Raw genomic sequence first — 13,245 nt, forward strand, 5'->3', positions numbered from 1 at the left:
CAGCACGTTATTGAACGGTGACCTTCCTACAGAGGACTTTCACCTCATTAGTTCATGCCCATGCTGGGCGTACACAAAGTACTGCTAGGGACAACCCACGCTGCGCTTCGGTTTGCCCCAGAGCATGGCGTTAAGACTCGCTGTGATTTTTGGGCTAGGTAGTTCAGCAATCGGCCACTTCAAGTTTGTCGTACTTTGAAATTTGTGTGGTTTTGTGGCTCTAACAACGTGCGCTGTAAAGCCAGTTTGGGCTTAATCCAAAGTTTAGCGGCTACCGTTTTGAAGCGTGGTTCTCGAACCGATTGTTGCTATCTGCTAACAAACTCTCATCGTACTCATTGAGTCTAGTTTTCCCGCAGTTTATAAGACAAAGATAGGACAGCCATATCCTTTTTTATTCCAGCCCTATACCAAATTTGCCTTTAACCATAACGTTATAACTTGCTGACTCCTCAAGCTCACAGAAAACACCAGTTCCCCATCGGAGTTGCCGAAGTGCGTAGATAAAAATGCCGTAGGACCATCATGAATGATGGTTCAGGCTCGGGGGGACATGGATGTCACATCTGAGCCGTTAGGCGATTTTTGTTGAAGCATGAGGCCCGTATCTAATACACGGAGGTCACGGAGAAGATCGTAGAGCAAAAGTTCAACATCTTGATGACGAGTCTTTTGCTGCTGCTTTTGTTATAGCTGTTGCTTTTCTTCGTGTAGCGTAGCCCTCCGTGTCCTTCGTGGTAAATGAGATCTTGCCCAGTAACGAGCTAGGGCTTTAGCCATAACTCCAAATGCCTAGAATGACGCTTGTCTAACCTAGTGTAGATGCGGCTGAGACCGTCGAAAACATGGTGAGAGGTAACGAAATTATCAAGCTCTCGAACGAGAGGCATGGATAATGGAATGGACCCATCCACTTTTAATCGGCCTCACAATGGGCCACGATGTAGTTGCTTAAACTCATCAGGAAGAGGACGGGTCCACTATGAACATTACTACAATTGGTCTTGATATCGCAAAGTCTGTTTTTCATTTTGTTGGCGTAAACAAAGCGGGGAAGCTCATCAAAAAGAAGATGATAAAACGCAAAGACTTGATTCATTTTCTTGCTCAAATAGAGCCTTGCCTTGTCGTGATGGAGGCATGTGGTGGCGCAAATTACTGGGCAAGAGAATTTAAGAAAGTAGGCCATCAAGTCAAGCTGATAGCGCCTCAGTATGTTGTTCCGTACAGACAGGGAAATAAGAATGACTATAACGATGCGCTCGCTATAGCAGAAGCGGCCCAACGTCCTAACAAAGATAGGACAGCCATATCCTTTTTTATTCCAGCCCTATACCAAATTTGCCTTTAACCATAACGTTATAACTTGCTGGCTCCTCAAGCTCACAGAAAACACCAGTTCCCCATCGGAGTTGCTGAAGTGCGTTGGAATAAATTGCGTGATGCCGACAGGGATGTCGGCGTAGCTTTCGCGGGGCAGGATGCCCCATCGGAAGCGTTAGCAATTTATCCATAAGCAACGAGGGTGACAACTTCGTCGGGGCGGCAGGGGTGATCCAAGAGGGGGTTGCTGTTGACCCCCTCTTGGCCGAGTGTGAGCTGGAAGCTCACGATCTTAGTTGTTAGACGCAGTCTAACTTAAAAGTCAGGCGCAGCCTGATTAGGTGCAAACCATAAAACACCATTAAAAACTAAAAAAAAGGCTATAGGAAAACTCCCATAGCCTCTTGAAAATAGCCTTTTTGACTTAACTTTTTAGCAAAAAGCTAAACCAACTATTTGCCAGCAATCACTGTCTTAATGCTATTCAGCATTGAGCGATCCGTTCGGGCTTTCTTAAGCTTGCGAACACTTTCTTTAAGTGATGCATCAGCTAAGCGAGTGAAAATACCGTTGTATTCTTTCTCGGCAATTTCATCGTCAGTCTCAGCCATCTCGGCAATATCTTGCGCAACACGGCTTAACTGAAACCAGGCGTTAGCGATATAAAAACCGTGAAAGTCTTCTCTGGCTAATAGTGACTTAGCACTTGCAGGCAAAGCATCCCAACCATTACTGAACTTAAGATCTGTGTCTTCAATTAACTCGTTGCAAAGGTTGGCATAGGCTTCAAACAGATCCTTTGGGATCTCGTTCATAGGCATTACCGTATTACACACGTTTAATGAAACCTGCTCGGCACGTTCTCTATAAGTTTGGCTTACTTCTGTCATGATTTTTCTCTACAAATGAGCGCGATTGACGCACTCTTTATTCAAATTAATTTGGCTTAAAACTTACCGCTTACATATAAACCGTAATTGCCGTTACCTACGATTGGCGTTACCGTAATGCCTTTATATGGGTCGGTAAAGTATAGGCCAGATAATATGCCTATTGCCACGCCAGCTAATACGTCTTCTACATGGTGTTTGTCGCTTTCTACCCGGGTATAACCGACATAAGTGGCACCAATATAGGCAGGTATAGCCCACTGCCAACCGTATCTTTGCTGCACAAAGGTTGCCGCGGCAAAACTGTCGGCGGTGTGCCCTGATGGAAACGAGTCATCGCCTGAGCCATCAGGGCGGTCTTTATCAACGCTGTACTTAAGGCCTTCCACGACTAAACGTGACACTATGCCCGTTTTGGCCAGCTGCCATGCGCCCTCAAAGTCGTCTTCATAAATAAGGCTTGTGCCCAATGCTGCGGCAGGAATTAATAGGTGCAATACATCACCTGACTTTTCTAAATCAGATGCTGCAAACGTTGACCCACTTGCCAGCAACAGTAAACAAGCAAAGACTGTTCTCATCCTTATGACCTTATTGACGAACTATTTTAAGGCCGTTGTTATACAGGCTGCTCAGCACAAATGCAAAAACTTGTCTAAGGTGTGATCTATTTGCGCTTACTCGCAATTTAAGTTTAGTTAAACCTCGTTACCATCGTGTATCCTACTGCATGAATATAAAGGACTTTAATACATAAAATAAATCTCAATGAACAAGCTGACCCTGTTACCTCTTTTTATGCTCGCCCTAAGCTTACTCTCTGTAAGCCGTCCAGTTACTGCTACTGAAATCGATATAATTCAAGCTGACAAGCTATTTGATATGTTAGATAGCGGTGTCGTTGAGAATAACGCTGAGAAAAAACAATACCTCAAAGAACTCACATCATTAGTGCCTAAAAATGACATTGCTAGGCAGCTACTTTTAACTCGCGCCACCTGCTGGTCGTTTAACATGAATGATGATGCTGAGACTGCCCAGGCCCTATTATTCGCGAAAGAGGCCCTAACCCGACCAGAGTTAGCCAGTTTTCCTGATGACAAATTAGATTTAGAGCTTTGCTACGCTTGGTTTTCAGAGCAAAGAGGCGATGTAGCCACCGCCGCCGCGTATTACGACCGACTCGTAAATGAAGCCTATAAGCTTGAAAATTTACGCCTGATGGCTGACGTGCGCATGATGCGTGGATTTTTAGCATCCCTCCAAGGTAACTACACCTTGGGGCTCGAAGACTTAATGACGGCTAAAACCCTTTATAAAAGTCTCAACGTCACAACCTGGGTGCAACACAGCCTATACGAGATCGCGACCATCTATCGCCGCTTAGGTGATCAAGACAATGCCATTCGCTATTTCAACCAATTACATGAGAGTCACATTAATAACGCGCAGTTTGATAAAGCCAATACTGTGATCTCATCAATTGCTATCGCAGAAGAAGAAGCAAATAATTTTGCTGAAGCTAAAAAGCTGTACTTAGAAAGTTACCACTACTGGGATAGCAAAGGTAAAGAGTTCAAGAAAGCTGGCGTAGCCGTTAATATGGCGGGTACCTTAATCAAATTAGGAGAGATCAACTTAGCCCGCCAATATTTAGACGAAGCCACATCTTCTATCACTCCATCTGCGTCGGGGTTTTATAATTATATGCAGTTGTTTTATGCCCAGGTTTACTTGGCGCAGGGACAATTTACCCAAGCTCACAACAGCATACAGTTAGCACGGCAAGCTTTTGAGCGAGTCAAAAGCCTGCGGGGGCTGGTGCAGGTGCAATTGGTAGAGTGCCAAATCTTTCTTAAGCAACTCGATTGGCAAGCAGCCTATCTATCGCTACACAAATATATGGAGCTTCATATGGAGCTCGATAAAAAAATATTCTCTCGCTACAACACTGAGATGCGAACTCGCTTTAATGCTGACCAAATAGAGCAAGAAAATCGCCACTTAATTGAAAACCATAAACTCAAAGAACTTGAGTTGGCGATGCTGGAACAAAATGAAGCGCAGCAATGGGTGATTATTTTCATGGGTAGCATCATTCTGATTATCGTGTCGATTTTTACCTATAATCAGATACAAAAGAATAGGTTACTGTCTGTGTTAGCGCTCACAGACGATCTCACTCAGCTGCCTAACCGGCGTTATATTTACACTCAGGCCCAGCACCATTTTGAGCGTGCAAGCAAAACCCAGCAACCTTTGTCGGTTATTAGTTTCGATGCTGATTATTTTAAACGCATTAATGACAAGTATGGCCACGAAGTAGGCGACCTGACCTAAAAGCTGCTCGCCAACACCTGTAGAGAAGGGCTAAATTCTAAGTATGAAGCTGCCAGAGTAGGCGGTGAGGAGTTCCTCATTCTTCTGCCAGATACAGATAAAGCCCAAGCCGTTAAGATAGCCCAGGACCTAGTCAATCAAGTTCGCGATGCTGATTTCAGTTCATTCCCGCCGGACTTCTCGATTACTATCAGTGCTGGCGTTTCGATGCTTCGCGAGAGTGACGATAAGCTGTCACTGCTACTAAAACGCGCCGATGACGCGCTTTATTTAGCAAAAACAAACGGCCGAGACCAGGTTAAAATGTGCTAAATGGCTAGGCTACTAAGGCTATGCTTTAGGCTTTTAACTGCTGCTTATTAGCGATATACCTAAGGCCTGCTATGTATAATAGTAGGCCTCTCCCCCTGTAATTCCAGTTGCAGTAACCGTCCCAATTACAGCCCCTGTTACTGCCCCCATTCTCGTCAATAGTACTGGCTAAGCCTGCATTCGCTTGTTATAGATGCAATCACACGCCATAACTAAGCAATGCACTAAAAGAGGTATTTGAGCATTAGCCATGATTGATTCTGTTAAAAAATAACTAAAATATATATTTTATCGTGTATGCTTGTGCATGATTATCAATGACTTTAATGCTAAGAAAGCGCTAAATGCCCAAGCCGTTTTTGTTAATAAAACTCATTCTGTTTTTAAGCTTACTTTGTGTGAGTGTTTTCGGCTATGCCGAGCAAAACTATGCAGAGCAAAGCAATGTAGAGCAAAGTAATGCCAAGCAAAGCAATGCAGAAAAAGCCGATGCGATTTTTACACTACTCGATAGTGGCACCGTTAATAACAACCAAGTTCACCTCGCTTATGTCACCGAGCTTGAAACGCTAATCGCTAAAGATGATATCGCAAGAAAGATGCGCCTAATCCGAGCGCAGTGCTGGTCATTTGATCCATTTAAAGAGGGAGAGGCAGCCAAAGCATTAGCGTTTGCTCAGCATGCACTTACCCACCCTGATCTAGCTCGCTTTCCTAACGACAAGCTAGATTTAGAACTCTGCCAGGCCTGGTATACCGAGCAAGACGGCAATGTTGAGCTAGCACTGCAAGGCTACAACAAGGCGATCAATCAAGCTTATGCGCTTGAGAACTTACGCCTCATTGCCGATGCCAGAGGTATGCGCGGTTACCTTCATTCTTATCAAGGTAACTTCACCCAGGGGCTAGAGGACTTAATCACCTCGCAATCCCTCTATAAAAGTCTTAACTTACCCGCTTGGGTCAGTATTAACCTGTACGAAATCGCCACTAGCTATCGCCGCTTTGGCGATCAGAAAAATGCCATTCGCTACTTTAAAAAGCTCGAAAAAAGTAAAATAGAGAGTAAAGACTTTGATGCCGCAAATAGCATTTCAGTCGCCATTGCCATTGCCGAAGAAGAGTTAGGGAATTTAGAGCATGCCAAGCAACTGTTTGAAACTAGTTACTTGTATTGGAAAGCTAAAGGGCGCGAACTCGAGCAAGCAACTGTCGCGGTCAATATTGCAGGAACGCTAATAAAACTGAGTGAACTTGATGAAGCAAAACGATATTTAAATGAAGCTAAACCTTTTATTTTGCCATCTGATGAAGGTTTCTTCAGCTTCATGCATCTATTTCTCGCTCAAGTGGATTTAGCCGATGGTCAATTATCCCAGGCCCATGACAACATAGCACTGGCGCGTAGTGCCTTTAAACGGATAAAAAATATACGTGGCTTAGCACAGCTGCAGTTGGTAGAAAGCCAAATATTTCTCAGTCAAAATAACTGGAAACAAGCTTATCTGGCGCTTAAGCAGTACATGACTATCCACAACGAGCTTGATGCCAAACAGCTATCAAGCTACACCACCGAAATGCGCACACGGTTCAATGCCGATCAGATAGAGCAAGAGAATCGTCATCTCATCGAAAACCAAAAGCTCAGAGAGATAGAGCTGGCCATGTTGGAGAAAAATGAGCTCCAGCAATGGATCATCATCTTGCTAGGCGGCTTTTTGATGCTGATTGTGTCGGTGTTTGCTTACAAGCAGATCCAGAAAAACACATTATTATCAAAGTTGGCGCTCACAGACGATCTAACCCAACTACCAAATCGGCGCTATATCTATAGCAAAGCGCAAACATGCTTTGAAGAAACAAAAATAAAACAGAGCTGTTTTTCAGTCATCGCTTTCGATGCAGATAACTTTAAGCTGATTAACGATAACTTTGGACATGAGGTCGGCGACCAGGCTCTTGAGTTACTCGCTGAGATCTGCCGCAGTGCCCTCGCCCCGGAGCATCAAACCGCGCGTGTCGGCGGCGAAGAGTTTTTGATTATCCTGCCAGATACCGACAAGGCGCAGGCCTACAAAATAGCGCAGGCCTTAGTGCTAACCGTCTGTAATAGCAACTTTAGTCAGTTCCCACAGGGCTTTAGCATGACCATTAGCGCTGGCGTTGCCAGCTTAATGTCAAGCGACGACAAGCTGTCGCAGCTGCTAAAACGCGCCGATGATGCACTCTATCTAGCTAAGAGCGAAGGCCGTAATCAAGCTAGAGTGAGTTAGCCCATTGAGAGTCTAAGATGAGTCCAAGAAGAGTCGAATAACATCTCAGGATACCTATTTACTCTCAATAACTGCTATCATTAGCGCTTACTTAAAGCCGTTACTTTCGCCGATACTTTTCGCCGACAATAGACCTATGTCTGACTCTTCTTCACAACTTGCTGCAATCGACACCTTAACGCCCACTCAGCTCGGCGAATTAGCCCTTAACATTAAAGCATGGGGCCAAGCGTTAGGCTTTGCCCAAATCGGTATTTGCGATACAGACTTAAGCGCTGAAGAGCCAAAATTACAGCAGTGGTTAGACAAGGGCTATCATGGTGATATGAGTTACATGGCCAATCACGGCATGATGCGCGCTAGACCTTATGAACTTCACCCCGGCACTAAGCGGGTTATTGCCGCTCGCATGAACTATCTACCACCCGAAGCCGGTTTTGCGGTTAACCTTAAAGACCCTAATCTTGGCTATATCTCGCGTTATGCTGGCGGGCGTGATTATCACAAGATGATCCGTAGCCGCCTTAAAAAGCTCGGTGATAGAATCGAAGCTGAGTTGAAAGACCTAGGCATTAGCAAACCAAACTCTCGCCCTTTCGTTGATTCTGCCCCTATTTTAGAGCGTCCTCTCGCCGATAAGGCAGGCCTTGGCTGGACAGGTAAACACAGCTTATTACTCAACCAAGACGCTGGCAGCTGGTTCTTCTTGGGTGAACTATTAATCGACCTGCCTTTGCCCGTCGATATTCCTATTAGTGAAGGCTGCAACACGTGCGTAGCGTGCATTAAATCTTGCCCGACCAACGCGATTATTGAGCCTTACGTTGTTGACGGTAGTCGCTGTATCTCTTACTTAACCATTGAGCTACAAGGCGCCATTCCAGTAGAGTTTAGACAAGCTATTGGTAACCGTATTTACGGCTGCGATGATTGCCAACTCGTCTGCCCAGTAAACGCTAACGCGCCACTCACCGATGAAACCGACTTTCATACTCGCCCCTCACTTAAGCAGCCACAGCTACTTGAGCTGTTTGCGTGGAGCGAAGCTGAATTTTTAAAGCTCACTGAAGGTAGCCCTATTCGCCGGATTGGCCATGCACGTTGGCTTAGAAATATCGCCGTTGCGCTGGGTAATGCGCCCCACAGTGAAGCGATTATCGCAGCGCTTGAGGCCCGTAAACTATCGAATGAAGTCGATGATATGGTGATAGAGCATATTGATTGGGCTCTACAGCAACAAGCAGCAGATGAGCAGAACCTAAGCCGCAAAACCCAAAGGGTGATCCGCAGTGTCGAAAAAGGCCTAGCGCGGGACGCGTAGGCCTAATAACAGATCATTAGAGAGCTATTATGCATTTGGATCTAAGGTAAAGCCGACTTTAATTGTTACCTGCCAGTGCGCCACCAACCCCTCTTCAAGGTGGCCACGAGTTTCAACCACCTGAAACCATCTCAAATGCTTCAATGATTCATTTGCCGCGGCAATCGCATTCTTGATGGCCTCATCAGAACTAATAGGTGACGACCCGGTCAATTCAATAATTTTGTAGGTATGGCTCATAATGACTCCAGCGATGAGAAGGAAATAACTTTAGTCAGTATAGAACAACCTCTGTGATAGTCAGGACAAAGAATTCCCCCCAACACTCGCGGTAAATATGAGAGCAATTTTCCCTCAAAAGACAGCATGCACAGTTTATTTCAATCAGTATGATGCCAGAAACATACGCCATCCGATCCCGGGAAGGCTAGTAAAGCCGGTGGTATAAGACACCACTTTGCCTTCATTGATGATAATCAGAGTCGGTGTAACATGCACCGACCAATCTTTGGCACTGCGATTATCAGCATCATTAATCACAGGAAAGTGATAATCATGGTCCTGCATATAATCATTTATCTCACTATTAGTGCCCGATGCAATGGCCACGCTCACCACTGGAAAATAAGCCGAAATAGCCTCAACAGATGGGCTTACCGAACGGCAAATAGGACACCATGTACCCCAAAAATACACCAAAACGGGCCCATCGGTACTAAGCGTCGATACGTTAATCTTCTCACCTGTGATAGCAACACCACTAATCACCGGAAAATCATTGACCTCTAAGTTTCTACTACGCCACTTATCCATGACCCAAGCTACGGCGCTCAGCATGATAAGCAAAATCAATAACTGCTTAATCCAACCACCAATACGGTGCTTCAATGTCGGCTTTTTTTCTGGCGATTGTTTTTCTGTCATTTTCTTTTCAGTCGTTTTCTTTTCGGTCGCTTTCTTTTCGGTCGCTTTCTTTTCGGTCATAGCGCTCAGCATTACCGGCATTATATTGCGGCAGTAAAATGAATATGACTCTATAAGACCGGATAAGTAAACAAATAGTTCATCACAGCACTCACTCTAGCAGCACTCGCCCCTTTAATCGCCAAGGATAACGGGCAAACAGACTAGGCAAGCACTCGAAAAAAACAGAATTGATAAACACACTAGGCTGACTAGGAAAACGAATACTGCCCCCCAACAAACTATCAGCTAATGACGAGCTAAAGACGAGCTAAAGCACCATAAAACAGGTAATGCTTTAGCTCGTTTGCTTAAGTTAACTCAGCAGGCGAGCAGCGCTAGCCTAATTTGCGCCGCAATATCTTAGTCGCCTCAACAAGGTTAACCAACGCGGGCTCCACTTCATCCCAAGTGCGTGTCTTTAAGCCGCAATCAGGGTTAATCCACAGTTGTTCTACCGCAACTTTACTCGCCGCTTTTTCCATCAAACTGACAATTTCATCAACCCTTGGTGTATTGGGTGAGTGAATATCGTAAACACCCGGACCAATTTCATTTGGGTAGTTAAAGTCCTCAAATGCATTGAGTAGCTCCATTCTTGAACGCGATGTCTCAATGGTGATCACATCGGCATCCATCGCCGCGATTGCTGCGATGGTTTCATTAAATTCGCTATAGCACATATGGGTATGAATTTGCGTTTCGTTGCTAACACCTGCCGCACTCAGCTTAAAGGCATTGACCGCCCAGTTAAGGTAATGCTGCCATTCACTCTTTTTAAGCGGCAAGCCTTCTCGAAATGCTGGCTCGTCGATTTGAATAATGCCAATACCGGCATTTTGTAGCTCAACCACCTCATCACGAATGGCGAGGCCGATTTGAGTCGCTATCTGCTCGCGACTGATATCTTCGCGCGCAAAAGACCAATGCAGTATGGTTACCGGCCCTGTCAGCATGCCTTTGACCGGCTTTTCTGTGAGGCTCTGAGCATATGTAGCCCACTCTACCGTCATCGCATTTGGGCGTGATACATCGCCATAAATAAGTGGTGGTTTAACACAGCGTGAGCCATAGCTTTGTACCCAACCAAACTGGGTAAAGCCGACACCATCGAGCTGTTCGCCAAAGTATTCCACCATATCGTTTCGCTCTGCTTCACCATGCACTAATACGTCGATACCTAGCTTTAACTGCCGCTCAATAGTGTCTCTGGTCACTTGGCGTAACTGATCATTATATTGCTCAAGGCTTATTTCACCTTTACGCCAGCGGCTACGCAGGCCACGAATTGCAGGCGTTTGAGGAAAACTCCCTATGGTGGTCGTTGGCAATAATGGTAAGCGGTATTTTTGTCTTTGCGCGGCTTGCCTGAGTGAAAATTCATCATCACGCAGGTAGTCTTGCTCAGTGAGAGCATCGACTCTGGCTATTACCTCTTGATTAGCCGCCTTTGCCCGTGCGCTACGTCGTTGTTGGCACTCAAGCACTATGGCTTTGGCCTCGACAGAGTTTGGAGCTGTGAGTAACGTCTTCAATTGACCCAATTCAGCCAGCTTCTGTTTGGCAAAAGAGAGTTGCTGCTTAAGTTCAGGCTTAAGCTGAGTTTCTACCTCTAAATCGACCGGACTATGTAGCAAAGAGCACGAAGGCGACAGCCATAAACGCTGCTTAATATCCCGCGCTACACTCGATAATCCCTCTGCGAGTGTATCGAGCTCTGCCGCCCACACATTGCGGCCGTTAATCACCCCTGCTGACAGTATTTGATCTTGCCTTAGGCTGATGGAAAAAGCGCTGAGCTGCTCTGGCGCTGTAACCAAGTCTAAGTGTAACCCTGCCACGTTAAGCGATGCGACAAGCTGATGGTGGTGCTCAATACTGCCGTAGTAACTGGCGAGCAAGATGTTTAGGTTACAACGCTCAAAATCACGATAGGCTTGGCTAATCGCGGCTTGCCAATCACTGTCTAGCTCTAGGGCTAAAACAGGTTCATCAAGCTGAACCCATTCGACACCCTGACTAGCAAAGCGGGCCAATATTTTATGGTACGCTTGCAGAAGTTGCGGTAATAAACTCAGCTTATCGAACGATGAACCAACAGTTTTAGACAGGTATAGAAATGACACTGGCCCCAAGATCACAGGCTTGACCTGATAGCCTAAAGCCTGAGCTTCACTCACTTCATCAAACAATTGCTCATAACCAATATCAAAGCTTTGATCGACCGTTAGCTCCGGTACGATATAGTGATAATTACTGTTAAAAAACTTGGTCATTTCAGCAGCGGCAGCGTCTTTCCCCGTTGGCGCTCGGCCTCGTCCGATACGGAATAAGGTATCAATATCGGTGGGGGTATCACTTTGATGACGCTCTGGGATCACATCCAAAGTGGCACTTAAGGTTAATACCTGATCATAGAAAGCAAAATCGCCAACAGGCAACAATCTCACCCCGGCATCAGCCTGCCAGCGCCAATGTGTTTGGCGTAGTTCTTTTGCAATTTCAACTAACTGCGACTGCTTAATTTCACCACGCCAATACTTCTCTAAAGCAAATTTTAGCTCTCGTAAACGACCAATTCGTGGAAATCCCAAACCATTTAATTGCATATTGTATACCTTTTGATGTTAAGATGAGCAAAATTCAGAGTTAACGCCCCTCTGAATTTCATATAACTAAACAGAACAACGGGTGTCTGGACGTCTAGAAGTTTATTGTGTTAGCCTTAGTATTCGCAATCGAAACGAATTCAAGCGCAACATGAGCGAATTTCATGTGAGGATAAAATGATAGAGCTTAGACATTTACGTACGTTAGTTGCCCTAAAGGAAAGCGGCAGCCTCGCTGGGGCTGCAAAAAAACGCTTCGTCACCCAGTCGGCACTGTCTCATCAGATCAAGGAATTAGAGACTCGCATTAACTCAGCTATTTTTGTGCGCAAGAGTAAGCCCCTCTCTTTCACACAAGAGGGTGCGCGATTGCTCAACCTTGCTGAAGATATTCTGCCGAAAGTGATCGAAACCGAATTTGATTTAAAGAAAGGCTTAGCTGAAGGGGATAATCATTTAGGCGTAGGTATTGAGTGCCACAGCTGCTTCCGTTGGTTAATGCCGGTAATGGAGCAATTTAGAAAACAATACCCACAGGCGGATCTCGACCTCTCTAGTCGCCACTTATTCGACTCATTAAACGCGCTTGAGTTAGGTGAGCTAGATGTCGTGCTGACATCGGATCCAGTACCTGCTCAGTCGATTGCTTATCAGCACTTGTTTGATTTTGAAGTTAGATTAGTGGTTGCCAGCGACCATCCTCTGGCGCAGCAAGAGTATGTTACACCGAAACAGTTAGAAAACTTGGCGATTTTAAGCTACCCAGTTTCACTTGAGCGCATAGATATTTATCGCCACTTCTTAGAGCCTGCAGGCATAAAGCCTGGGCCACAGGTAAAGTGTGATTTAACCATGATGTTACTGCAGCGTATTGCCTGTAAAGATGGTATTGCGGCGCTGCCTAGTTGGTCGATTAACGAAGCTCATGGACTTAGCCTTACCAGCGTTAAGTTGGGGCCAGATGGCCTTAAACGCCCGCTGTTTGGCGCATACCGTCGTAACGGTGCCAATGCACGCTTAGCCCAACATTGGTTAGAGCTCGTCTCAAAAGAAGGGTTAGCGAAGCAGAGATTGAACTGATCAATCCGTACTATAGTGAGCACTACGCTCTGTAGCATACAAAAAAGCCTGCATATTGCAGTAATGCCGATCATTTAGCAGTTTATTGATCGGTTGACCGATCTTTATAAGATGGCAAAATCCGAGTGTTTTTA

Annotated in this window: 8 protein-coding genes and 2 pseudogenes; 5 read left to right on the top strand and 5 right to left on the bottom strand. The window is 45.4% G+C overall.

The window, feature by feature from the left end:
* Positions 1–982 precede the first annotated feature (982 nt).
* Positions 983–1,294 (top strand): annotated as a pseudogene (locus ACVBIO_RS20735) (IS110 family transposase); the annotation flags it as partial.
* Positions 1,295–1,775: 481 nt separating this feature from the next.
* On the opposite strand, the gene ACVBIO_RS20740 reads toward ACVBIO_RS20735, so the two are convergent.
* Both ACVBIO_RS20740 and ACVBIO_RS20745 read right to left on the bottom strand, forming a co-directional pair.
* Positions 1,776–2,213: a DUF3069 domain-containing protein gene (locus ACVBIO_RS20740; RefSeq protein ID WP_447169392.1), complete on the bottom strand. Its 438-nt coding sequence runs from the start codon at positions 2,211–2,213 to the stop codon at positions 1,776–1,778.
* A 56-nt stretch (positions 2,214–2,269) separates the two neighbouring features.
* Positions 2,270–2,794 carry a phosphatase PAP2 family protein gene (locus tag ACVBIO_RS20745; protein WP_447173342.1) on the bottom strand — a complete coding sequence of 175 codons (525 nt, stop codon included), beginning with the start codon at positions 2,792–2,794 and terminating at the stop codon, positions 2,270–2,272.
* Between the two features lie 715 nt (positions 2,795–3,509).
* Between ACVBIO_RS20745 and ACVBIO_RS20750 the strand changes: the two are divergent.
* From ACVBIO_RS20750 to queG, 3 genes and pseudogenes are all read left to right on the top strand, one after another.
* Positions 3,510–4,865 (top strand): annotated as a pseudogene (locus ACVBIO_RS20750) (tetratricopeptide repeat-containing diguanylate cyclase).
* Positions 4,866–5,209: 344 nt separating this feature from the next.
* The gene (locus ACVBIO_RS20755) at positions 5,210–7,138 is read left to right on the top strand and encodes a diguanylate cyclase (RefSeq protein WP_447173343.1); all 1,929 of its coding nucleotides are present in this window, start codon (positions 5,210–5,212) and stop codon (positions 7,136–7,138) included.
* 136 nt (positions 7,139–7,274) lie between these two features.
* A complete protein-coding gene (queG, locus tag ACVBIO_RS20760; RefSeq protein WP_447169395.1) occupies positions 7,275–8,459 on the top strand; it encodes a tRNA epoxyqueuosine(34) reductase QueG in 1,185 nt (394 codons plus the stop codon).
* Between the two features lie 27 nt (positions 8,460–8,486).
* Here queG and ACVBIO_RS20765 read toward each other — a convergent pair whose 3' ends face one another.
* The 3 genes from ACVBIO_RS20765 to metE form a co-directional block, all read right to left on the bottom strand.
* The gene (locus ACVBIO_RS20765; RefSeq protein ID WP_447160734.1) at positions 8,487–8,699 is read right to left on the bottom strand and encodes a dodecin; all 213 of its coding nucleotides are present in this window, start codon (positions 8,697–8,699) and stop codon (positions 8,487–8,489) included.
* 144 nt (positions 8,700–8,843) lie between these two features.
* Positions 8,844–9,443 carry a redoxin domain-containing protein gene (locus ACVBIO_RS20770; RefSeq protein ID WP_447173344.1) on the bottom strand — a complete coding sequence of 200 codons (600 nt, stop codon included), beginning with the start codon at positions 9,441–9,443 and terminating at the stop codon, positions 8,844–8,846.
* Positions 9,444–9,760: 317 nt separating this feature from the next.
* Positions 9,761–12,031 (bottom strand): 5-methyltetrahydropteroyltriglutamate--homocysteine S-methyltransferase, encoded by a 2,271-nt coding sequence (metE, locus tag ACVBIO_RS20775; RefSeq protein ID WP_447173345.1) that lies wholly within the window; start codon positions 12,029–12,031, stop codon positions 9,761–9,763.
* Between the two features lie 177 nt (positions 12,032–12,208).
* Between metE and ACVBIO_RS20780 the strand changes: the two genes are divergently transcribed.
* Positions 12,209–13,111 (top strand): LysR family transcriptional regulator, encoded by a 903-nt coding sequence (locus ACVBIO_RS20780; protein ID WP_447173346.1) that lies wholly within the window; start codon positions 12,209–12,211, stop codon positions 13,109–13,111.
* Positions 13,112–13,245 lie beyond the last annotated feature (134 nt).

This window comes from Shewanella sp. 0m-8 (genome assembly GCF_052977265.1).